Annotated in this window: 20 protein-coding genes and 2 tRNA genes; 5 read left to right on the forward strand and 17 right to left on the reverse strand. The window is 36.8% G+C overall.

Annotated features, from left to right (window positions below; genetic code table 11):
* Positions 1-61 precede the first annotated feature (61 nt).
* Both cdd and porV read right to left on the reverse strand, forming a co-directional pair.
* Entirely contained in the window at positions 62-553 is a 492-nt protein-coding gene (cdd, locus tag FBT53_RS13320; protein WP_136951683.1) for a cytidine deaminase, read from the reverse strand.
* Between the two features lie 71 nt (positions 554-624).
* Positions 625-1767 (reverse strand): type IX secretion system outer membrane channel protein PorV, encoded by a 1143-nt coding sequence (gene porV / locus FBT53_RS13325; protein WP_136951684.1) that lies wholly within the window; start codon positions 1765-1767, stop codon positions 625-627.
* A gap of 329 nt (positions 1768-2096) precedes the next feature.
* Here porV and gldJ point away from each other — a divergent pair, with 329 nt between their 5' ends.
* The 3 genes from gldJ (at position 2097) to FBT53_RS13340 (ending at position 5546) form a co-directional block, all read left to right on the forward strand.
* The gene (gene gldJ / locus FBT53_RS13330; RefSeq protein ID WP_136951685.1) at positions 2097-3749 is read left to right on the forward strand and encodes a gliding motility lipoprotein GldJ; all 1653 of its coding nucleotides are present in this window, start codon (positions 2097-2099) and stop codon (positions 3747-3749) included.
* 67 nt (positions 3750-3816) lie between these two features.
* Positions 3817-5091, forward strand: a complete 1275-nt coding sequence (gene murF, locus FBT53_RS13335) for a UDP-N-acetylmuramoyl-tripeptide--D-alanyl-D-alanine ligase (RefSeq protein ID WP_136951686.1) — start codon at positions 3817-3819, stop codon at positions 5089-5091.
* 83 nt (positions 5092-5174) lie between these two features.
* Positions 5175-5546, forward strand: coding sequence for a thiol-disulfide oxidoreductase DCC family protein (locus FBT53_RS13340; RefSeq protein WP_136951687.1), 372 nt, complete (start codon positions 5175-5177; stop codon positions 5544-5546).
* Positions 5547-5548: 2 nt separating this feature from the next.
* Here the strand turns inward: FBT53_RS13340 and FBT53_RS13345 are convergent, their stop codons facing one another.
* The 11 genes from FBT53_RS13345 to FBT53_RS13390 form a co-directional block, all read right to left on the reverse strand.
* Positions 5549-6505 (reverse strand): hypothetical protein, encoded by a 957-nt coding sequence (locus FBT53_RS13345; RefSeq protein WP_136951688.1) that lies wholly within the window; start codon positions 6503-6505, stop codon positions 5549-5551.
* Positions 6506-6695: 190 nt separating this feature from the next.
* Positions 6696-6770 (reverse strand) — tRNA-Val (locus tag FBT53_RS13350).
* A gap of 25 nt (positions 6771-6795) precedes the next feature.
* Positions 6796-7206: a 6-carboxytetrahydropterin synthase gene (locus tag FBT53_RS13355; RefSeq protein ID WP_136951689.1), complete on the reverse strand. Its 411-nt coding sequence runs from the start codon at positions 7204-7206 to the stop codon at positions 6796-6798.
* A gap of 127 nt (positions 7207-7333) precedes the next feature.
* A complete protein-coding gene (locus FBT53_RS13360) occupies positions 7334-8044 on the reverse strand; it encodes a gluconate 2-dehydrogenase subunit 3 family protein (protein ID WP_136951690.1) in 711 nt (236 codons plus the stop codon).
* 2 nt (positions 8045-8046) lie between these two features.
* Positions 8047-9768 (reverse strand): GMC family oxidoreductase, encoded by a 1722-nt coding sequence (locus FBT53_RS13365; protein ID WP_136951691.1) that lies wholly within the window; start codon positions 9766-9768, stop codon positions 8047-8049.
* A gap of 19 nt (positions 9769-9787) precedes the next feature.
* Complete coding sequence (locus FBT53_RS13370) at positions 9788-13078, reverse strand: VCBS repeat-containing protein (protein ID WP_169630369.1); 3291 nt, start codon at positions 13076-13078, stop codon at positions 9788-9790.
* Between the two features lie 145 nt (positions 13079-13223).
* Positions 13224-14711, reverse strand: coding sequence for a SusD/RagB family nutrient-binding outer membrane lipoprotein (locus FBT53_RS13375; protein WP_136951693.1), 1488 nt, complete (start codon positions 14709-14711; stop codon positions 13224-13226).
* A gap of 6 nt (positions 14712-14717) precedes the next feature.
* Positions 14718-15416, reverse strand: coding sequence for a hypothetical protein (locus tag FBT53_RS16325; protein ID WP_240729834.1), 699 nt, complete (start codon positions 15414-15416; stop codon positions 14718-14720).
* Positions 15417-15568: 152 nt separating this feature from the next.
* Entirely contained in the window at positions 15569-17821 is a 2253-nt protein-coding gene (locus tag FBT53_RS13380; protein ID WP_240729835.1) for a SusC/RagA family TonB-linked outer membrane protein, read from the reverse strand.
* Positions 17822-18115: 294 nt separating this feature from the next.
* Complete coding sequence (locus tag FBT53_RS13385; protein ID WP_240729836.1) at positions 18116-19282, reverse strand: family 10 glycosylhydrolase; 1167 nt, start codon at positions 19280-19282, stop codon at positions 18116-18118.
* On the reverse strand, positions 19263-20336 hold the full coding sequence (locus FBT53_RS13390; RefSeq protein ID WP_136951694.1) for a carbohydrate-binding family 9-like protein: 1074 nt from the start codon (positions 20334-20336) through the stop codon (positions 19263-19265). Before FBT53_RS13390 ends, FBT53_RS13385 begins: the two co-directional genes overlap by 20 nt.
* A 77-nt stretch (positions 20337-20413) precedes the next feature.
* Between FBT53_RS13390 and FBT53_RS13395 the strand changes: the two genes are divergently transcribed.
* Both FBT53_RS13395 and FBT53_RS13400 read left to right on the forward strand, forming a co-directional pair.
* Positions 20414-21529 carry a sensor histidine kinase gene (locus FBT53_RS13395; RefSeq protein ID WP_136951695.1) on the forward strand — a complete coding sequence of 372 codons (1116 nt, stop codon included), beginning with the start codon at positions 20414-20416 and terminating at the stop codon, positions 21527-21529.
* Between the two features lie 3 nt (positions 21530-21532).
* Positions 21533-22228: a LytTR family DNA-binding domain-containing protein gene (locus FBT53_RS13400; RefSeq protein WP_136951696.1), complete on the forward strand. Its 696-nt coding sequence runs from the start codon at positions 21533-21535 to the stop codon at positions 22226-22228.
* Between the two features lie 63 nt (positions 22229-22291).
* Here FBT53_RS13400 and FBT53_RS13405 read toward each other — a convergent pair.
* The 4 genes from FBT53_RS13405 to FBT53_RS13420 form a co-directional block, all read right to left on the reverse strand.
* Positions 22292-22369, reverse strand: a tRNA-Val gene (locus FBT53_RS13405).
* 65 nt (positions 22370-22434) lie between these two features.
* Positions 22435-23646 carry a folylpolyglutamate synthase/dihydrofolate synthase family protein gene (locus FBT53_RS13410; RefSeq protein ID WP_136951697.1) on the reverse strand — a complete coding sequence of 404 codons (1212 nt, stop codon included), beginning with the start codon at positions 23644-23646 and terminating at the stop codon, positions 22435-22437.
* A gap of 2 nt (positions 23647-23648) precedes the next feature.
* Positions 23649-24548 (reverse strand): energy transducer TonB, encoded by a 900-nt coding sequence (locus FBT53_RS13415; protein WP_136951698.1) that lies wholly within the window; start codon positions 24546-24548, stop codon positions 23649-23651.
* Positions 24548-24934, reverse strand: coding sequence for a biopolymer transporter ExbD (locus FBT53_RS13420; protein WP_136951699.1), 387 nt, complete (start codon positions 24932-24934; stop codon positions 24548-24550). The genes FBT53_RS13415 and FBT53_RS13420 overlap by 1 nt, the downstream gene beginning before the upstream one ends.
* Position 24935: the final 1 nt, after the last annotated feature.

The raw sequence follows: 24935 nt of genomic DNA on the forward strand, positions 1-24935 counted from the left end.
TACGCCCTCCGTGAGCAAGGAACAAAAATACGTATATATATGTTTTTTGGAAAAATTTGATTTAAGAATCACCCAAAAAAGAACCATCGAATGATAATGGTAACAAATTACCCAATGATTCGCTTTTATATACTGCACCTTCAGCCCCTTGCATAAGGATGCTTATGGGGGTTTGTTGTTTTACTTCGTATTCTAGAATTGCCTGTCTACAGTTACCGCATGGAGCTGCTGGACGGTCTACCAAATGCAACTGAGATGCTACGCTTATAGCTATGGCCATGATTTTTTTATTTGGATAATTAGCTCCTGCTGCAAAGATGGCAACCCGCTCTGCGCATAGGCCAGACGGGTAACTGGCATTTTCTTGATTACTCCCCTTAACTACAATTCCATCTTCTAAAAGTAAGGCTGCACCCACATTAAATTTAGAGTACGGGGCATAAGAACCATCACGTGCCTCAACGGCGGCTTGCATTAAACTTTTATCATTTGGCTGTAGCGCCTTTTCACTTTCATAAACCTCTATTTCGCAGCTAATAGTTTTTTTAATCATCAGGTATAAATATGTGCTAAAAATAAAAAACCCCGACATAAGGTCGGGGTTTCAATGTAACATCTTTTTTGTTAATCGTTATAGAATTCTTCACCTAAATTAAAGGTCAAAGAAAAACGCAACGTATTTTCTAAAGGACTTCTTACCTGAGAAGTAGAGAATAAATAAGACAAATCTACTTGAGCCGCTTTAAATTTAAAGCCTGCTCCTAATGTAAAGAAGCTTCTAGCTCCTTTGTTCTCATTCTCATTAAAATAGCCTGCTCTTAGCATAAATGCTTCTTGGTATTTGTATTCTGCACCGAAAGCAAGGGTTGTTTCTTGTAATTCCTCTTTAAATCCATCTGGTGCGTCACCAAAAGATTCAAACACCCCACTAAAGAAACCTATTTGCTGATACTCATCAGTATCCGATTGATCTATTACCCCATCACCGTTAAAATCACGGGGAGTTGGAACTAATAATTTGTTAATCTCCGTATAAACACCAAGAACGTTGTCTTGATCCAAGATAAAATCGAAACCACCCCCTAATCTAAGATTGGTTGGTAAAAAGTTTTCTTGTCCACCTTCATCATACTGAATCTTTCCTCCTAAGTTAGAAATATTAAATCCTGCTCTCCAACGACCGTCAAAGCTATTGTAAGCTATTTCTCTTGACCGGTAAAAACCAGACACATCCACAGCAAAACTATTTGCCGCTTGAGAATCTTGTGTACCTTCTTGAAATCTGAGGTTAGAACTTATAAAACGTCCTCCAATAGCCATGGAAAAGGTTTCACTCAATTTTAATGCGTAAGTACCGTCAATAGCAAACTCATTAGGTTTAACCAAAGTAGCTTGATCACTAGCATTTTGGCGTAATTCAATTTCTCCTAAACCAAAATAACGGATACCTACACCAAAAGCACTTCTTTCATTCAGTTTGTTGTACATATTGGCGCTCAACAAAGAAATATCATTCACAATACTTTCTAAATACGGAGTATAACTTACCCCGATTCCAAACTTACGTTCTGCAAATGCATATTTAGAAGGGTTCCATTGCTGGGAAAAAGCATCTACCGAAGTAGCTACACCCATATCTCCCATACCTGCTGCTCTAGCGTCAGCGGCAATATTTAAAAATGGAACTGCAGTAGTAATTGTTCTGTCTTGTTGTGCCTGTACTTTACCCAATCCAACAAGTACAGCAAAAAGAATAAGTTTTCTCATTTGGTTGTGACTATTATATAGTGTTTCGAAATGTCAAACAAATAGACTCTAAGGTCAAATTTCTTAGACGTATGACCATTAAAACGGTTTTTTTGTTCAAATCTTATACTTGTACTATAAAATTTATCTTTTTTTAAATGACATCATACTTAGGACCAAAGATATGCGTTATGATTTGTGCGGATTGCTAAGTTTCTCCAATAAAATTTGAGATAAATAAAATATTGTGAGGATCTTTGCGTTCTATTTGCCGAAAGCGATTTATAAAATCAAATAAAACTAAAGTGTCGAATGTGAATTGCATCGACTTTTGAACTCAAGTCTTTATTATGAAAAAATACTTTAAAGTAGCACTTTCTTCTGCATTGGTTATTGGAAGTTTGGCCAGTTGTAAAAACTCATCTGGTGGCGGAGACGTTTCTAGGGCCACAGGGTGGAATATCAATGGAAAGGATGGAGGTTTTGAACATAACTCCGATTTTAAAGAACAAGAGACACCTCCAGGAACTGTATTTGTAGAAGGAGGAACGTTTACCAAAGGACAAGTACAAGACGATGTAATGCATGATTGGAATAATTCTCCTACGCAACAGCACGTACAGTCCTTTTATATGGACGAAACTGAGGTTACCAATGTAATGTACATGGAGTACTTGGACTATCTAAAAAAGGTGTATCCACCAGAAAACCCAATGTATGAGAACATTTACAAAGGTGCTTTGCCAGATACCTTGGTATGGAGAAACCGATTAGGATTTAACGAAACCATGACCAATAACTACCTAAGACACCCTGCTTATGCGGAGTATCCTGTAGTTGGTGTTAACTGGGTACAAGCTACGCAATATGCAGAATGGCGTACAGACCGTGTTAACGAAATCATGTTGGTACGTGACGGATATATAGAAGAAGACGCCATGTATGGAGTTCTTAATGGAGATGTTGATGGTACGTTTAGTACTGAAGCTTATCTTAATAATCCTGAATCTGTTTACGGTGGACAAATAGACTCCCTTCAAGGAAAAAAGCAAAAAGATTCTGTTAATGTATTCGCCAAGCGTTCTAGCGGGGTAATTACTCCAGAATATCGCCTACCAACAGAAACAGAATGGGAATATGCTGCGCAAGCGCTTATTGGTTCTAGAGAGTACAACAATTATAGAGGTAGAAAAAAATACCCTTGGGAAGGTGATTATACCCGTAACGGACAACGTTTAGGACGCGGAGACCAATTGGCTAACTTTAAGCAAGGTAAAGGAGATTACGGCGGTATAGCTGGATGGTCTGATGATGGTGCTGATATCACTGCTCAAGTAAAATCTTATAAGCCTAACGATTTTGGTTTATACGATATGGCCGGTAATGTAAGTGAATGGGTTGCTGATGTTTACCGACCAATTGTAGATGATGAAATAAGTGATTTTAACTACTACCGTGGAAATATCTACATGAAAAAAGCCATTGGAGAAGACGGAAAAGTAAAAATCTTAAGAGATTCTATTGTATATGACACTTTGCCTAACGGTAAAATTGTAGCAATGAATTTACCAGGAGAAATAAAAGAAGTGCCTGTAGGAGAAGAAGAAACCTACTTAAGAACTAATTTCTCTTCTAGCGATAACAGAGGGTACAGAGATGGTGACGCAGGTTCTTCTAGATTCTTTAATAGATTTAGTGAAGAGGAAGAGGACCAACGTAAAATGTACGATGCTCCTAAACACAAAGTAGAAAGAGATTCTTCTGGAAATTTAATTAGACAGTACGATACCTCTAACTACAGAACATCTTTAATTAATGACGAAGTAAGAGTCTATAAAGGTGGTTCTTGGAGAGATAGAGCGTTCTGGTTAGATCCTGCTCAAAGAAGGTATTTACCACAATACATGGCAACTGATGATGTTGGCTTTAGATGTGCCATGTCTAGAGTAGGCTCCAAGTCTAAGTCTAAAAACAAGACGGTAAGACATAAAAAAGCAAAATAAGACAATTTAGTTTCAAAATAGAAAAGCCCTTGGTTTAGACCAAGGGCTTTTTTTATATATTCGGGCCATGGATTTAGCCCTTATTCACCAGCATTTTTTAAGCTGCGACAGTGTCTCTACAGACACTCGAAAAATTACGCCTAACTGTATGTTCTTTGCTTTAAAAGGACCCAATTTTAATGGTAATGCTTTTGCGGAACAAGCATTAGTACAAGGTGCCAGTTTTGCTTTAATAGATGAAGAAAACTATAAAATTTCTGAAAAAACAATTTTAGTAGATAATGTATTAGAAACTCTGCAAAAGCTATCCATCTATCATAGAAACTATTGCAAAACTAAAATTGTGTCCCTTACAGGTAGCAATGGAAAAACCACTACAAAGGAGTTGATACACGCTGTACTCTCCACCACCTACAAAACTATTGCAACCATCGGTAATCTCAACAATCATATTGGTGTCCCCCTTACCTTGTTAAGACTAACTCCAGACACCGAAATAGGCATTGTAGAAATGGGCGCCAATCACCAAGGAGAAATAGCTTTTCTATCTAACTTAGCACAACCAGATTTTGGCTATATCACCAATTTTGGAAAAGCTCATTTAGAAGGTTTTGGCGGTATTGAAGGAGTAATTAAAGGTAAAAGCGAATTGTATAGCTACCTTAAAAAGCATGATAAACATATCTTTTTAAATGCCGATGACCCCATACAATTAGAAAAATTGGCACCCTACATAAAGAAAATCGGTTTTAGCCAAGAACTGCAAGATTATTACCAAATTCAATTGTTAAGTGCCAACCCTAAAGTACGGTTACAATTTGAAGATATAACAGTACAAACCCAATTAATCGGAGCATATAACTTTACCAATTGCTGCGCCGCTATCACCATTGCAAAATATTTTAATGTACCTAAAAAGGCCATCAAAAAAGCTTTAGAAAATTATAACCCAAAAAACAATCGCTCTCAGTTACTAGAAAAAAATGGCCACCATGTAATATTAGATGCTTACAACGCCAACCCTACGAGCACTAAAGCTGCGCTAACAAGTTTTGCAGCTTTACCTGATCAGTCTAAAATTGTTTTTTTAGGAGATATGTTTGAAGTTGGAGCAACTGCTCACCAAGAACACCAAGCCATAGCAGATTATTTACTAGAATTGGGGCTGAACAATGCATACTTGGTAGGTGAAAATTATAATAAAGTTAAAACCATGGCGCTTCAATTTAAAAATTTTGAAGCTTTAAAGAAGCACCTTAACGCCCAGGTGATACCCAAGAGCACACTATTAATAAAAGGGTCTAGAGGAATGGCAATGGAGCGTATCTTAGATTTGCTGTAAATCTTAAACTTTAGCCAAATATTACTTTAGGTTGAAATGCCTTCCCTAGTCCTGCGTACAAAATAAAAGAAACCCAGGCCGTTATGGAGGAACAAATTATAATTTTTGATGGTGAATGCAACCTGTGCAATGGTGTTGTAAGTTGGTTACTGAACCGCGATTCTAAACAGCAATTTCGGTATATACCTTTTCAATCACCTAAAGGGCAAGCGTTACTAACAACCCATCAATTTCCTAAAGCTAGGCTTACTACCGTTATTTTAATTAAGGATTGTACAGCTTACACCCATTCAGACGGATTTCTTAAAATCTTAGAACAAGTACCTAGATTTAATACCATTGCCAAACTCTTACAATGGGTGCCATTATGGGTAAGAGATAATGTGTACAACTATGCTTCAAGCCAACGTCTTGCTTGGTTTGGTAAAAGCACTAGTTGCAATCTATCCATCTAACATTACATACCAACAAGATATTTGATAAAGTAAACCACTCCAATACTTACTAATAATCCAGTCAGAGCTTTAAATAAATCGTTTCTTACCATTATCACTATCGCTTTACTATTAGTACGGTGCATTACAAAAGTAATAGCTAGTTCTCTACCTGCTAACAAGCCAATAAACGTCCACGTTGTGCTCATGGGAACCGAATTTACATTACCATAAAAAAACAATAACAAGGCATACAACAAATCTATTATTGTAGCTGAACGTATATGCTGCGTATTTGTTTTTTTAGCGACAATTTCTTGAATTTTTCCTCCTCGTTGCTTAAAAATTAGCGCCATAACAAAGAGTATAAATACCAGTGCTAAAAAAAGTTCTAGTATCGAAAGTTTTCTAGGTAAAAAAACAAAAATATTAGCAAAATCTTGAATTAACCATTGCGACCATAGGAAACCAGTAGTACACCATTGCGCTATTAACCAAAAACGATTTTTATTTAGGTTCTCTACTTTTTCTAGCGAAGTTTTGCTCTCTAAAAATTTTGAAACTATGAGGTATAAAATAAAAGCAGTTACAAAAGCTATAGCATAGCCCAATACCGATTTTAGAACTATTTGACTAATAAACTGTTGAGATGAAAATACACTTAAAATTAAAAAAGTTGTGCTCACCGGCATACCTAACCTTGTTAGAATAAGCAACGCCAAAGGAGCCAACAAAAATGACCAATGTAATCGTTCTGGTAATGGAATTTTGTCTAACCTTTGATAAGACACATCTCCACCATTAAAATACCAGCTATAAACTAAGGTTAATGTTAAGATAACACCAGCAAAACCCCATAACAAAGACCAATGATAAGCCTTATTAGATACGATAAAAGTGCCTAAGGTCTGTATAACATCATTTGCTACAACAGCATATCCTGCCAGTAAAAAACCAATAAGCATTATGCCTATTTCCATATTTATAATTTGGCGGCAAATGAAATCTAAAATTGGATACAAATTGAAATTAGGAACCTAATTTCAAAAACTTTCAGGAAGATTTAACAGTTTATAAAACAACGCGTTGAACAAAAAAAAAGAAGAAAGAACTATTACTTAGGAATTAATTTACAGTATAACTTAAAAACGAAATAAACACCTTAAAAAGTGGAGTATACTGGATTCGAACCAGTGACCTCTGCCCTGTCAAGGCAGCGCTCTAAACCAACTGAGCTAATACTCCTAAAATAATTATAGATTACAATAAACTACCAATCTCCATACTCGGCAGAATTCTTAGTAGTTTCATGTAAGGTGATATGTAATAGCTGCCCTGTAGTAAGCTTAGGTTTTAGAATATCATAAATTACTTTCACAAAGTATTCTGTAGAAGGTAAAATATCTGCAAATTCTGGACAGTCTTCATTTAGATTTTTATGGTCAAATCGCTCTTCAATTTCGTTTTTAATCAGGCTACCCAAAACAGCCAAATCCATAACAAATCCAGTATCTGGGTTTACTTCTCCACGGATTCTAACTTCTAAATCAAAATTATGACCATGGTAATGTGGGCTATTGCATTTACCAAAAACCTCAATATTCTTTTCATCACTCCATTTAGGATTATGTAAACGGTGTGCCGCATTAAAATGAGCTTTTCTACATATGGTAGCAATCATGGTACTTCATTTAAGGTTGCAAAGATAATCCACTTTCTTGTATCGCCAAGCAATTACCTTTTTAAACATAAAAAACCCTTTCTTTGGCTATTGCCTTCAAAAGGGTTCTTTTACTAAACAAATTATACTAAGTGATTAAATTTCCGTTTTCATCCCATTCTGCCACGTCATTACGCTTACTTTGGTCTACGCATTTAGCAATCCATTCCGGATCATAAGAAACTCCATGTTGTGCTAAAACATCTTCTGGCACACCGTTCCATACATTTGGTGAATTGCCTTTATAACCCAGTTCTTCTATCCCAATTTTAGAGGTATAAAAACCTGTCATAGTTAGGTTTCTGATCAACGAGAAAAAATTAACCCCAAAAGGGCGTTCTCTAGATGGAGTATCTGGGTCGTAGAAAGCAATTTCGTCTAAAATTGATTTTTGTTGCTCTTCTGTCAATTTCTTAAACTCATTTTCATAGGCCGTATTACTGGTATGGTCTAACCACATTAAACCACCGCGTAAATCTCTCTGCATGTTGGGCATATCCTTAGCGATAAACTCTATAAAGTCTGCAACAGCAGCATCAGAAGCTCCCTTGTAGGTATCACTAGAAGGTAATATTAAATCGCATAAAACTGTTATGGTTTCCATTTCATGTGCATTAAAAAATTCTTCTGCCATGATTTCTTCATCACGCTCCTTCTCTTTAGGCGTTCTACCATAAAAAACCTCAGCGCTTTTGGTTACCTGTGCTGTCTCTTCTGCTGTGGGCGTGCAGCCATGTAAAGCTAAACCTGTTGCTACTGAGCCTAAAACTATTGACCGTAAACTATCTCTTCTATCCATGACTACAAATTCTGTTTTTTAAGTTGGTCCACTATATAATCTGATGCTCTCCACGATAACGCTAGAATTGTCCATGTACAATTTTTATCTGCCTGTGATACAAAGGGGCCAGCATCTACTACAAATACATTATCAACATCGTGCAATTGTTGGTATTTATTGGTTACCGATGTTTTAGGGTTATCTCCCATTCTTGTAGTACCTACCTCGTGAATTATTCTACCTGGAGCATGCAAACCATAATCTACATCTTTACCCGGTTTATCCCCTAGAGGTTCTCCACCCATATTTATCAAGATTTCTTCAAAAGTATCTTGCATATGTTTCGCCTGATTTCGTTCTAAATCTGACCATTTATAGTTAAAACGCAATACTGGAATACCCCATTCATCTACTACATTAGGGTCTATTTCACAATAATTTTCTTTTCTAGCAATAGACTCACCTCTACCACTTAAACCGACTACTGCTCCATAATATTTTTTAGCATCACTACGTAAAATATCGCCATAACCACCAACCTTAGTTCCAAAGAACTTATTGAACTCATTAACATTAAATCCAAAGCCATAACCGGGCATACCCATACCGCCCCATATTTCTATATGGTAACCTCTAGGGAAATCTAATTTAGAATTATCGCCCCACCAAGGTGAGTATACGTGCATACCGCCCACACCATCTTCATTATAAGATATTTTCCTGTTCATTAAATCTGGAATAAAAGCTGCTCTATCTGCCCCTGTAGAATCGTGCAAATACTTACCAATATGGTCACTGCTGTTCCCTAATCCATTGGGATGTTGTTTGCTTTTTGAGTTTAATAATATACGCGCAGAACTACACGCTGAGGCTGCCAAAATAACGACTCTACCTTTTAATTTGTATTCTTTTCTATCATCTTTACTTATGTAAGAAACGCCTGTAGCCCTACCTTCTTCATTTGTGGTCACCTCTCTAACCACAGAATTTACAAATAGGTCTACTTGTCCTCTACTCTTTTGTGCTGGAAAAATTAAACAAGTACCCGCAGAGAAATCCGCATATACTTGGCACGCTCTACCACACTGTCCACAATAAAAGCAAACGCCTCGTTCATTGTTAATTCGCTTTGTAAGCATTGACATTCTGGAAGGATACACCGGAATACCAGTTTTCTTTGCTCCGTTTATATAAAACAACTCGTGTAATCTTGGTTTAGGTGGCGGAAGAAAGAAACCGTCTGGATCATTTCTTAAACCTTCATTAGTTCCAAAAACTCCAATTAATTTATCTACACGGTCATAGTAAGGCTTAACATCATCATAACTTATAGGCCAATTATCTCCATACCCATCTATATCTTTGTGTTTAAAATCGTCTGGTCCAAACCTAAGTGATATTCTACCCCAGTGATTAGTTCTCCCTCCTAACATATGACTCCTAAACCAATCGAACTTAGTACCTTCTGCACGAGTGTATGGTTCACCTTCAATTTCCCAACCTCCGTAAGCAGCATCAAAATCACCAAAAGGTCTTGTAGTGCCTGCACCTCTACGAGGACTCTCATATGGCCATTTTAATTGTGTCTGTTGTTTTGGGTCTGCTGGGTCAAAAAATGGTCCTGCTTCTACTACGGCCACTTTGAGCCCGGCATCTGCCAACACTTTGGTCGCCATACCACCACCTGCACCGGAGCCAACAATAATAGCATCGTAAAAGGTTGATTTTTCAATTATTTGCATTCTATTTTATTTTCTGTTGTTAGTTTGTATTTATCCATGTAAAAAACTGTAGTGCATCATTATTATTAGCTACTACAATTGTAGACTTGTACCCTTTTTGCATTAATGTGATTTGCTTGGCATCCTTGGCTGCATAAAAACCACTTTCTTGATATTCTTGAGCAGTGAAATTTCCTTTGCCATCACCAAGCAACAAGATACCAATTCCTGCGTCGTTTTTGGGTGTTTCGATTTCAGCAACCCATAAATTCCCAACACCAAGAACATCTAAATTTCCATCAGCATTAAAGTCTCTCACTAATAAATTGTTCCAATTGGTTAGTTGCGCCTTGTTAGGTAGGGGATGCATTTTAAAGTCTCCATTCCCTAAATTTTCTATGTAAACTGATGCAAATGTATCTGCCTGTAAATGCAAGGCATTGTTAAGATTAGCCGCTCCATATATTTGTTCTATGTCCATGGCCGCAAATATGTCGTACTTTTTTATTTCCTTTTTAAGAGAAGGTATTTGTTGGGAAGAACATGAAAATCCGCGTAGTGGAAAATGTGTATTGCCATTATGGTACCCTAAGACAATATCCTTTTTGCCATTGCCATCAAAATCATCATAATAGACATCAAAAGGGGCATCTTTACTTGTTTTGTATTTATAATTAAGTCCTAAATTTCCTGCAATAAAATCTGGGTCTCCGTCCCCATCAAAATCCCCAGAGGTCAATCCAAACCACCAACCTCTGCTTGCAGAAAGCCCTGGTGGAGAAATCTTTTTTAACTGACCTTTTGTATTCACAAATACGGTTATTGGCATCCATTCCCCAACCACCATCAAATCTAAATCTTCATCACCATCCACATCTGCCCATTGAGCAGCTGTAGCCATTCCTAAATTTTCTAAATCTGGAGCTAAAGTTAGCGTCTTGTTCTGTAGCTGCCCCTCTATATTTACATACAAGGTACTGCTTGCCGCCGTTGGATATGCATAAGGCGTATGCCTACCTGTTACAAAAACATCTACATCCCCATCATTATCATAATCTGCGACTGCAATTTTACCGCCACTCTCTCTGGTAACCCCTAGCAATGCCCCTTTTTTGAACTTCCCTTCAATATTCATATACAGGCGGTCTGTATAGTGAAAATCGTTTTCAGGATATGCATTACCACCACTTGCCACGTATAAATCTAGAAAACCATCGTTGTTCACATCTATAAATACTGCATCTACATCTTCATAAGGAGCTTCTTTATTCCAAAATGAGATTTGTGTAGGTCTTAAACTACCATCTGTTTCTTGTAGTAATAATTGTGGTTCCAATCCACTTGCACCTCCTAAAAAAATATCGTCTAACCCATCATTATTTATATCTGCAACCGCCATTGCCGGCCCAAATTGAGACATTTTATGAGGCAGCAATAGCTGCTTTTGAAAATCATCAAACGTATTTTCTGTATGCTTAATTACGTGCTGCACCTCCTCTTTAAACAAACGTTTAGGGTACTTTTTTTTAGGCTGATATGTGGTGGCCAAACTAGCATTTGCCACCCAAACCGTATTGGCTAGAACCTCTTTTTGAACCAATCGTTTACCGTCTGGAAAAAACACTTCTACACTATCTATTTTGCTCATTGTTCCTATCCCAAAATGAGCGGTTTGCTCACTTGTAGAATAAATGCCTCTTACATTCGTAAGTTCTATTAACTGTGTAGCTCCTCCAGAATGTGCATACACACGGCTGCCCAAAGTAGTTTTGTGCGTATCATCCTGAACTATAACACGTAAATAATTTGCCTTATTTTGTTCAGATGAATTGTTACGGTACACAAATGCTGTAGCATTTATATTATTTACTACCATGTCTAAATCACCATCATTATCTAAATCTCCGTAAGCGGCACCATTAGAGAACGACTTGTGGTCTAAACCCCAATCCGCAGCAACCTTGTCAAAACTAAAATCGCCCTTATTTTTAAACGCATAATTCTTTAAAGGCTGAGAGGGAATCATGTTTAGAATAGTGTCTAAATGTATAATTTGAAAGATATCTTCCAGATTACCACCCTCTGGGTGTTTTTGCAGCCATTTAAAACGCTGTTGATTAATATATTCTGACACTTTTTTATCTGCGTCTGTGTTACGGATATCTCGCAAAAGTCCATTGGTGATGTATACATCTTTTAAGCCATCATTATCAAAATCCGCAATAAGATTGCTCCAGCTCCAATCCGTAGCTTGCATGCTAGAAAAATTAGCCACGTTACTAAAAGTACCATTACCGTTATTTTTATGAAGCGCGTTATACATATATTGGTAATGACCGCCATTATCCACCACATTCCAAAAGCTAGTGATATCCATACCACTCATATTAGACTTTTGTCTAAAATTGTCTTCGGCTACCATATCTAGCACAAAAACATCTAAATTTTTATCGTTATCCATATCTGCAACGTCTACTCCCATGCTATAAAAAGACATCTGGGGTAACACTTTATTGCCGACACTGGAAAAAGTACCGTCTTGATTGTTAAGAAATACAAAGTCCGGCGCTTCAAAATCATTGGCCACAAAAATATCTGTGTAGCCATCATTATTAATATCACTTGCAGATACCGCATTAGGAAAACCGGTAAAGGCTAAACCTGTTTTTTGGGTTACATCTACAAAACCATCTCCGGTATTTTTATAGAGTTTAAGTTGATGTTCTTCTGTTAAAAGTGAACTCCCCGAATAGGAAGATAGACTCCCCGGATTGGGAGGCTGGGTAAGTAAAAATAAATCTAACGCACCATCTTTGTTATAATCTAGAAAGGTAGCATGCCGTGTTCTTTGATTGTTGGCAACACCCCACTTCTTGGCTTGTTCTTTAAATGTTGCATCGCCATTATTTATATATAGCAAATTGGTTCTTGCTTTTGTATCATCATCATATAACTCCCTACTTACATATATATCTAGGTATCCGTCTGCATTTACGTCTGCTACAGTTACGCCTGTAGACCATCCTAAGTCTTGTAAAATATTGGCTTCCTTAGATGCATCTGTAAATTTTAAATTGCCTTGGTTTAAATACAATTTATCTGGCACCATATTGCCTGCAAAAAAGACATCTAACAAACCATCATTATTAAAATCTCCTAAGCCTACGCCTGCACCACCATAAAAGTTAGCATATTTAAGAATATTATGTTTATTCGTCTCTTTTAGTTCATTCATAAAATTGATACCTGTATCTACAGGCGGCAATAGTGTAAATAATTTAAGCGGCGCATCTGTTTTATTCTCTTTACAAGAAAAAAAACAAAGCACCATAAGAACAGTTAGTATTGAATGAAACCGAAACATTTGTAAAAGAATAAAAGTCTTAAGTTAGATAAAGGAGAGTTTCCCCTCCTTTATCTTCTTAAAATAAACTAAACTAACCCATACTAGAATTAAGCATTATGAGCACCTATTTCTATTGCACATCCCACCAAACGCGCGTAGTCAATTGGTCTGGCCCCTGCGCGTCTACAGCTGCCTGATAATTGGTAGGATTATTTGCTTGTTCACTTTCTGAATAGGTAAGCCTTCTTGGGATAGTGCCACCCGTAACATTACCTGGATAACTAACTGGAGTTAATACCGGAAAACCAGTACGTCTCCAATTTGCAAAAGACTCATATTCATTTAAAAAAGTTGCTGCCCAATACTGTGTATTAATTTGCTCCAAAGCGTTAGCCGGATCAAAAGGTTTTAATGCTAGATAGTCATCTATAGCCGCATCTTCTATTACAGCATCTGCACTATAAATCGCTAACATTTTCATGGCTGCTCTTACACCTGCATTATAGTGTGGTTCTGGATCACCACCTGCTAAACCCCAACGTTCTGCAGCTTCTGCAAGTAAAAAGGCCACCTCTGCGTAAGTCTGAAAAAACATTGGAGCTCCCTCTCCAGTAATTATAGCCCTATTTGGTTCTGCATAAGCATCTGTATTCTCTTCGCCTGTTAAATCTAAAAGCAAGCTAGAATCCAATCCATTGGGCAGTCCTTTTAAATCGGAAATTTCTGTACTACCATCAGACCTTCTAGCAGCCAGAATGGGCAATCTTGGATCATCTTCTAAAAAGTTGATAAACGTCTCACTCATTCTTGGGTTTCCATCGGCTGTAAAAACTTCTCCATTACCATTTCTATTGATACCTTCTGGCCCTGCTGTGTGTTGAATATATGCAATGTCTGCATTTGACTCCATCACTCCTCCGTTTATGGCTTTGGTCACCCATTCTTGAGCCGCTGTTGGATTTACTTTTATCAATCTAAATCCTAAACGAAGCATCATAGAATTTGCAAAACGCTTCCATTTTGCCAAATCTCCTTGGTACATAATATCTGCATCTCCAAATGAAGAAGTTCCTGAACCTAATACTGCCGCAGCACTCTCTAATTCACTTAACATATCTGCATATATCTCGCTCTGCGAATCATATACTGGGGTTAGGTTGCCCTCTATTACCGCTTTCCCTGCCTCAAAATAAGGTATGTTACCGTACAAATCTGTTAATCTATGAAATGTAAAAACTCTTAGCACCTTAATAATAGCTACAACTTCTTCTGGTTGCGATTCTGCTTCTGCCTGCACCAACATATCTTCTAATGTTTTAACAGGATTCTCGTAATAACGATCCATTAAAGAAGAGGCATAACCTCTGTTCCAAGTATATTTATCTCCACTCCAATACCCTGCTGTTGTAGCAAAGTGTTGCATCATAGTAGAGCAATAAATTAAATTGGCACGCCAATTATCATAACGTTCACTAGACACCTGCAACTGTGCTGTTGTCAATTTATTAGAAATAGCTATCTGACTTGCCTTGGTAGGATCAACATTGACATCCTCAAAACCTTCATCACAAGAAGATATGGAGAACATTACTATAAGTATATAAAGTATTTTTTTCATAGCAGTTTAGAATTTTACGTTTAAGGATAGACCGTAGCTTCTAGTTGGTGGCACACCAAAATATTCTAATCCTTGCGAGTTACCAGCATTGTAAGCTGCTTCTGGATCAATATTATCTACAGAACGTTTTATATAAAACAAGTTTTGCATGATGATACCGATATTGGCCGTATTTAAAAATGTCTTTTCCAAAATTTTATCAGGAAAAGTGTAATTAAGACTTAATTGTCTAAATTTTATAAAATCTGCATCTTCTACAAATTCTTCTGCAATATCATTAACCCGACCATAGTAGGTTTGTAAGTTTTCTGGAGCTACAGTAGTTGTAAAGGCGTTACCTTCCCCATCTACTCCAGATACACTTAGTCCATTTTCTCTACCTTCTAGTGTTGCCTTGTGCAAGCCGCTACCGTAAGCAAAAGTATTTGTACCTGAGAATATTTGACCCCCAAACTTAGCATCTATCAAGGTATACAAACTAAAATCTTTATACCTAAAAGTATTACTAAAACCAAAAGACCATGGCGGAACGCCTTCTCCTAAAATTTTACGTTCTCCTAGTTGAGCTAAAGGCACACCATCTTCGTCAATATCGTATACAATTCTACCTTGGTCATCCCGCACATAAGACACACCTTTAATTACTCCATAACGCTCACCAGGTATGTGAGATATTCTAACATTTTGTGTTCTTGGCTCATCCAAACCAATTTCACCATCTTCTGGATTTGTTGCTACAATTGTTCCTTTATTATAAGCTCCATTAATGCTTGTATTCCAAGAAAAATCTTGTGTTCTAAATGGTGTTGCATTGATTAAAAACTCAAAACCTTTATTCTCTAACTCACCAATATTTGCTATTGCAGAAGAAAAATAGAGGTAACAGAAGTCGTAACATTCACAATATCATCTGTAGTTTTATTGGAGTAGTATGCTAAGTCTAAAGACAATCTATTATTAAAGAATCTTGCATCTAAACCAATTTCATATTCTTGCTTACTCCACGGTACTAAACCAATATTAGGAACCCTACTACCGTTAATTCTACCCAATGGTTGCCCTTGATGTCCTTGACCAAAAATTTCATACGTTAATGCTAATTGATACGCATCTTGTGCACCACCAGCTGTTTCTGAATATCCACCTCTTAGTTTAAGGAAAGAGATTGGTGCTGGCATTTGAAACAAATCTGACAAAATTAAACTACCATTAATAGAGGAATAGAAATCATTATTTGGAGAATCTTTCCCGACTAAAGAAAGTGTTGAAAACCAATCGTTACGTCCTGTATAGGTAAGATATAAAAAGGAATCATAGCTAAATTCTAAGGAACCATAAAGAGAACCTATTTCCCTTTCATTAAAACCTCTTGAGCGTGTTTGGGTAGCTAGATTAGATATATCTTCTAACCCTGGCACGATAAAATCTCTTCCCCCTAGAGAAAGCGATTCGAACTCAATCTTATTACTGTTTGCCCCTACAAACCCATTAAATCCAAGCTTGTCTGTTATATTCACTTGGCTCCCAAGAATTAAATCTGCATCAATTTGGGTGTATCGTCTTTCTTCTTCTGTCATAGCTCCTCCAGGAATATATGCAGTACCCCAAGGCTCAATGGAGGTAGATTTTCTTGTCCAATGGTCCACACCTACTCTACCAGATAAATACAGCCAATCTATAATATCATACCTTAAATTGGTAGATGCTATAATTCTGTTGGTTTTATCTTGATTACTAAAATTATACGCAGCCCAGTAGGGATTCTGAGAGAAAACATTACTAGAATATTGACGCTCTGTTCCATCCTCATTAGCGCCTGGCTCCATAAAAGAGACATCTACATTTGCTGGCAATAAGGCTACTGTAAAGTTAGCATTACCGGGCGCGTCTGATAAACGAGGCCTATTGGTTACATCTTGAACAATATACTTTACATTAGTTTGCATGGATAGCTTTTCTGCCATCATTGCATTAGCGTTTAAAGAAAATGTTTTTCTATTAAGCCCTGCATTAGGCACAATATCATCATTGCTTAAATCCGAAGCAGAAAAACGCATGTTCATTTTTTCACCACCTGTGGTTAAAGAAACTGTGTTGGTAAATGTTGCACCAGTTCTATAAAATGTTTCAGCATTATTACCTACATAAGAATAAGGGCGCTCTACACCATCCCATTGCACCACAGAAGAACCATCTAAACGCTCTCCCCATGAGCTTGTGGCATTATCAAACGCTTCTGTTTGCGTTACTGGTTTTCTACCCAAAATACCTTGACCATATTCTGTTTGAAAATCTAGAATGGAACTATCATAGGTATTAAATAACACACTACCGTTGTATTCTACACCTATACCCTCTTGCTTTTTTCCTTGCTTTGTGGTTATAATTATGACACCATTACCACCTCTAGAACCATATAGAGCACTTGCAGAACCACCTTTGAGCACACTTACGGACGCTATGTCGTCTGGATTTATACTAGAAATACCATCACCACCATCATTACCTCCCCATAAACTAGCGGAGCCACTATTTTCATTTGAAATTGGTATACCATCTACTACATACAGGGGTTGGTTGTTACCCGTCATAGTACTGTTACCTCTGATAATAACCCTACTAGAACCGGCTGCTCCAGTTGCGTTTTGAGATATGTTTACACCGGCCACCTTACCTTGCAAGGCATTAATCGCATTGGGCAACTTAATATTAGACACTTCTTCACCTTTAACCTCTGTCAAGGAATAACCGAGTGCCTTAGTTTCTTTCTTGATACCTAATGCAGTAACTACCACTTCATCTAAATTTTCAGCAGAAGGGACTAACAATACATTGATAGTTGTTCTACCATTAACACTTACCATTTGGTCTTGAAAACCTAAGCTAGAGAAAACAAGGACAGCATTGCTAGGCACAGTAATGGAATAGTTTCCATCAAAATCTGCTGAAGTTCCGTTGGGAGTGCCTTGCTGCACTACATTAACTCCTGGAACTGGAATACCAGTATCACTGTCTGTTACAACACCTGATACTGTTACATTCTGTGCAACGCCAACTTGCACCACCAATAGGGTGAGTAACGCAAACACAGCCTTAAACATGACATTCATAGAGTTTGATTTAATTGATTTAGTTAATTAATTGAGTTTTGTTTCTTGGAAATTGGATATATAATAAGGGATAGTGAAAGTTTTTCGACCAACAACAATTGCCAAAAGCCGAACAGCAGTAAAAAATTCACATAAATTTTAAGACTTATTTACGAATCTTTTCCACCTAAAAGGATTTAGAATAAGAATTTGATAATCAAAAAATTATCCCCGACAATTGCTTGCCGAGGATACACATCACTATCACTAAAACATTGGTTGGTATGATTATAACTGTGGTAGTTTTAGTTTTTCTTAAGGATTAAATTTTTTGCTCAATTTCTTAATCACCTGCAACTGATTATCCTTTAATGCTGGTCCATCAAAAACAGAAACCCCTTTAGCTCCGTTTTTTTTCGCTATTAGAATAGCTTTTTCTAAGGTTTTATCATCAAAATCTGGAAGATACAAACCGGTATGCAATTCGGTTTGCCTTCCTTTTAAGTCTGCCACACCCTGTTTTGTAGCATAGCCAATCCAATCTAATTCCTCGTTGTAAAATCCATGATAAATCATTGGTAATACAACATCAACATTCCATTTATCCCAGCGTTGACGTACCATATGGTCCGCCATTTCTGGATAGGGAAATACTGCAGAAGTAAGCAACTTGCCATTTTCGTGAGCAATTTCATATGCTTCATCTACTATGGATTTCACTTTATTAAGTCTAAAATTTTTCCATTCGATGTCTATCTCTGGATGCTCAAAATCTTTTGGGTTTTTATGATGCTCTTCTTCAAAAGCTGCCAAACAAACATCGCAATAGCAAAAATCAAACCTTGGTAATTCTGTGTTTTGCTCTAAATTATATTTTGGCAATAATCCAATAGGCAAAAAGATATCAGAATATCTTATGTAATCCAAATGCACACTTGCTACACCATCTACGGCCGCCAAACCGCTAACTAAACTCAAAATATGGTCTCGTGATTCTTCTCTAGTTGGGCATAACCATTTGTAATAACCCACATAAGGTGGTTGGTCATAGCAAGATTTGCCATCTCTACTAACGGCATACCATTCTGGATGCTTTTCTGCTATTTTATCTCCAGGTCTATTTACGGTAAACATCCAAGCATGCACCTCTAATCCTACTTCTGTTGCAAAAGGAGCTACCTTCTTTAGCAAATCTGCATCTGTACCAGTATTAATGAGTACAGCATGAAAACCATTTTCCTTGTATTTTTTAAATTCCTGTCGGTAATACGCATCGTCCTTAGTTTCATCTGCCGTAAACCATGTCCAAAATTTAAACGTAATTGCTTCATTTTCTATAATAGTCACGTTTTTAGCTTCTAACTTGGTTTTAGCTTTCATGGGATTATCAAAAAAACCAACAGCTAATAATGCCAACAAGCCCACCAATCCTAACTGATAAAATTTAAATTTCTGTTTCTTGTTACCAGATGTATTTTCCATCTTCTTTAATTACTATTTTTTTATTTGAAAAGGGACTTACAGCAGTAAGATTCCAACCCGTTGCATGGGGCTCATAGTCCACTTTTATCGCTTTACCAAGAACATCAACGGTTATTGCCTTTCTACCCTTAGGTTGCGCCAACCAATTTCTATACACTGCATATAAGGCATACTTTAGTTGTTCATCTTTGTCTACACTATAGTTGGTAATAGGTGCATCTGTAAAATAGACATACCCCCAGTGCTCCGGCTCATGCATATTAATAACCCATTGTGGAGACCATACCCAATTATATTCTGGTAAAAATTCTTCATTATCACCTTGTTTTCTTTGGTATTTTCCATTCTTCAATTGAAAATCCCAATTGACACGGGAGAAATTGATACGCCAAAATTCGTTTTTAGGTGGACCTCCATGTGATGCTGCTTCCGATATAACACCCCACGGAATAGCTATTTCCAGAGACCAACCTTTATCTATATCTGAAGCCCTATTTAAGGTACCTTCTATGAATACGGCAGATTGCAATCCCTGAATATCCCAACTATCTAGAACTTTTCCTTGGTTACGATAGGGTTTTGTCAAGACTAAATCCCACTGTGTGTTTAGCGCATTTATCTCCAATTCATAATAATTATGAGTATCCCCATCTGGATCAATGAATATTTCAAAATCATTGTTGTAGAAAATAACTGTATCCCTTTGTTGTAAATTACCCCAAACATGAGGCTCTTCTAGTTTTGCAAATACATAAAAATAAGCATCGTCCCATGCCATTTTTATTTTAGTTTCATAGTCTGGCTTTTTAGTTCCTTCTATATCAATAAAATCTTCTGTCCAAGGAATATTTTGCCAAGCACCGTCCATATTGCCATCTACTACAATGCTATCTATTTTTTGCGCTACATAAGTTTTAGGCATTGGATATTGCTGAGCATTCACTCCGCTTAAAAAACCATATAAAACTATAAAGCAAAGAAGAAAGTTGTATTTTGCAGACACCCTACACCCCCAAATATTTATTTTCTTCCACACAGCTTTGCTAATAATCATAAGCCTAATATTCTTAATTTTAATAGTGTTCCATCCTAAAATTTAGACCAACAACAGTCACAAGCTCACCAACAACAATGAAAAATACAGTAAACTTACTTGCTAAAGCCTCTGAGGAACTTAAAAACGAGCAAGAACCGGGTAATAGTTCTTTTGACCCTTACGAAATTACGATAAAGCATCATTTAATTTTCTGGCTTATTTACTTTGCATTCAACACCTTACGTTGGGGAAGTTATTTTGATGATTATGAATACTCTGTAAAAACAAATATTATTGGTTTTCCTATACATATGGCCTTAACCTATTTAAATATCTATGTGTTAATGCCCAAGTTTGTTTATACCAGAAAATATTTGAGCTATACCATTTTAGTTATCTGCGCCCTTTTTGTAATGCTCCTAGCTAAATACAATCTTACGTATTACTTAGTGAGTACTAATGTTTGGCCAGAAGGACCAGAACCCATACAAAACTTAACTTTTAATTACGGCATACAAATGATGTTGGGCGAGTTGTATGTAGTTTCTTTTGTAACTGCTATAAAGCTTACCATAGATTGGTTGCGAGAACGAAATAAGTTGTATGAAATGGAGAAAAGACAATTATCTACAGAACTCCGGTTTTTACGTTTACAAGTTTCACCACATTTTTTCTTTAATACCCTAAACAACATATACTCGCTAACCTTAACCAAATCTGACAAAGCACCCATTGTTATATTAAAATTATCTGAATTGATGCGCTATTTACTATACGCTACAGATAAAAGACGACAATCTTTAACTAATGAAATTGAGTGCTTACAAAATTATATTGATTTGGAGCGTATTCGCTTTGATGAAAACCTAGAGGTAAATATTAGTATTTCTGGAGATTTGACTGACAAAGAAATTTCACCAATGCTTTTGATGCCCTTGATAGAAAATAGCATAAAGCACGGAGTGAGTAAAAATCTAGGCAAAAACAAGATTGGTCTTGATATTACGGTTCTGGAAGATTTTCTTTATTTTGAGCTTACCAATTCCTGTCCGCAAGACAGAAAACCAAACACAACGAGCAAAAATTTTGGTGGCATAGGCCTTTCTAATGTTAAAAAAAGACTAGAACTAGGTTATGAACCGGAAGACTATAAACTGAACCTTATAGATAAAGGACACACCTTTATTATCAAACTAAAACTGCGAGTATAACCAATGAAGTGTATAAATACAATCCTTATTGATGATGAACCTTTAGCGATAGAAATTTTAAAAGAATACGCAGCACAAGTTCCCCAAATTAAAATCTTAGATACCTTTACCAATCCTTTAAATGCCAATGCATACCTACAAGAAAACAAGGTAGACCTCATTTTTTTGGATATTAATATGCCTGTGCTGAATGGATTTAATTTTCTAGAATCGCTCAAAAAAAAGCCCATGGTGGTCATCACTACCGCATACGAAGCGTATGCCGTCAAAAGCTTTGAGTATGAGGCAATGGATTATTTAGTAAAACCTATTTCTTTTCCACGATTTCTTAAAGCGGTAAATAGAGTAACAAGAACTCACGAATCTGGAAATAGTAGCATTACAGACAACCAAAGTATTTTTGTTAAAGTTGATAATAAAAAGCTACAAAAAATTTATCTAAATGATATTTTGGTTGTAGAGAGTCTCAAAGATTATATCCGTATAATTACCAGAACAGACAAACACATTGTACACAAAACCCTAACAGGCTTTACCGAAGAATTACCTAGAGACAATTTTATTCGCATACACCGCTCCTATACTGTAGCTATTGATAAAATTAGCGCTATTGAAGGCAATAGTGTAGAAATAGAAGGGATACGTTATACCATTGGTAGAAGTTATGCCGAAGAAGTAAAAGGTAAAATTCTTAATTAAATATACACCTATTGAAAAAACTATGTAAAATAAAAAAGCCTCCAATTAATTGGAGGCTTTTCTTGGTGGGCGCGAAGGGATTCGAACCCCTGACCCCCTGGGTGTAAACCAGGTGCTCTGAACCAACTGAGCTACGCGCCCGTGTCATTTTCGGAGTGCAAATATAGAACCTAATTTCAATTAGCCAAACAAAAATTTAATTTTTTTTATAAAATTTCTGCTACTACAAATGTACTCCCCCCCACATAGACCATATCTTTCTTTTTAGCATTACGTTTTGCTTCGGCTAACCCAGTAGAGACGTCTTCAAAATAGCCTCCCTTAAGACCTTGATTCTCAGCATAATTTTTCAACACATCCAAATCCATACCTCTAGGCACATTGGGTTTTACAAAATAATAAGAAGCATCTTTTGGAAAAAGTGGTAAAATTTTAGCCACTTCCTTATCATTAACAAAACCTAAAACTAAATGTAATTTTTTATAGGATTGCTTTTGCACCTGTGCCATAACAAGAGAAAGTCCTTCTAAGTTGTGAGCGGTATCGCAAACTACTAAAGGTTGTTTCTGTAGAATTTGCCACCTGCCCAATAATCCGGTATTTTTCACTACCTGTTTTAAACCCCTCTTTATGCTCTTTTCAGCTACACTAAAGGAGCTTTGTTCTGTTAAACAAGCCAATACCCCTTTAACGTTTTTTTCTTGATAGCGCCCTTTTAAATCCATTTCATACGTTGGATAATCTTTTTCATCCGCAAAGGTTAAGGACGATTTTAATTGACTTGCAATTAATTTAAAAACCATTTCAGTCTTAGGATGCCGCTCACTTACCACGACAGGCACTCCCCTTTTTATGATTCCAGCTTTTTCCATAGCTATTTTTTCTAGGGTATCTCCTAGTATAGCCGTATGGTCTAGCCCTATATTGGTTATTAATGCTATTTCTGGGGTAATAATGTTTGTAGAATCCAATCTACCGCCTAAACCTACTTCCACAATAGCCACATCTACCTGTTCTTCTGCAAAAAATTGAAAAGCCATACCTACGGTCATTTCAAAAAAAGAAAATTGATGATACTCTAAAAAAGGTTTGTTTGCACTTATAAAGTCTTTTACAAATTGTTTGCTAACTTTTTTACCGTCAATCTTAATTCGCTCTCTAAAATCTTTTAAATGTGGCGAAGTATATAAGCCTACTTTATAACCTTCTTCCTGTAAAATTGAAGCTAACATATGAGAACTAGAACCTTTACCATTGGTGCCAGCTACATGTATACTTTTAAATTTTTTTTCTGGGTGATTTAAATGTGATGCAAAGGCTTTTATATTATCTAACTTCCCTTTAAAGGCAGTTGCCCCTTTTTGTTGATACATGGGTAATTGCTGAAACATCCATGCAATCGTCTCCTTATATGTCACGCCTATTGTCCGAGTTTAAAATTGACCACAACAAATCCTATCTGCTGAGAAGGAGCGTTAGAATCTAAATTCCATTTATGCAGCATGGCTGTTTTTTGTGCGGGATCTAACAAGCATTGTGCATTATTTGTTGTTCCTTTTACACCTGGTGTAGCTTTGACCACTCTACCATTCCTATCTACAACAATACGCACTACTACTCTTCCTTCTTCATTACATTCTTGCTGAACTTTACCCTTGCTCACTAATGATCGCCCATTGAGACCAAACCCTCCAGAACCACTACCTGGAGCTCCGTAGTAAGAAGTAGCATAAGGATTACCTTGTGGATTTCCCTTATCACCAGGTGTAGCATCATCCCCTTCAGAACCACTTTCGGTTCCGTCAGATTTACCAATACCCCCCATTAACGCATCTAACTTTTTCTTTTTAGCTTCTTGTTCTGCCTTTTTACGAGCCTCTTCTAAAGCTTGTGCTCTTGCTTTACGTTCTGCTTCTGCTTTTGCCTTTTGAGCAGCATCTTCAGCTTTTCGCCTAGCTTCGTTTTGTTGTTTTATGCGGATGCTTTCTTCAGAATCTGCAGTCATTAGTTTTTCTGATGGCGCCTCTTTAACAACTTCTTCTGCCGGTGTAGTCTCCTTTACCTCTTGTTGCTCTTCTTGTACTTGCTCTGGTAGATTAGTAGGCTTAGGAATGTCTAATGGTTCTGATTTTATCTTTTTTAGCGGCTGTTGTTTACCTGCTCCAAAATCCATGGTGCCAAAGTTAACCGCAATACCCTGTTCTTCTGGAGGGTCCATATAAGTTAACCCAATATAAAAGAGAACCAATACCAGAATACTAAGCAGCACCGTGGTAAGGGTAAAAGATTTTTTCTTGTGTCTCGTGTTTAAAAAAGTCATTAATTAGGCCGCACTGCCAATATAACCTTATAACTATTTCTATTTGCAATATCCATTACGCTTACGGCTTCTTTGATAGCTACGCTTTCTTCTGCCCTTAGAATAATGGTAGGTTTTTCTTGACCTTCAAGTGCTTTTTTTAATTCAATTTCAATGTATTCTCCATTAATTTGCTGATTGTTCACAAAATAATTGAGGTTCTTATCTATAGTAACCGAAACATTTTGCGTGTTCGTGGATTTCCCTTTCGCCTTTGGCAAAAGTAAATCTAATGCATTGGGCGCATTGGAAGTTAGCATAAAAAATACCAATAACAGAAAAACTATATCTGTCATGGAAGACATGCTAAACTCTGGACTTACTTTGTTTCTTCCCTTAAGCTTCATA

Source organism: Flavobacterium sp. ASW18X (genome assembly GCF_005144745.1).
Classification (GTDB): Bacteria; Bacteroidota; Bacteroidia; order Flavobacteriales; family Flavobacteriaceae; genus Croceivirga.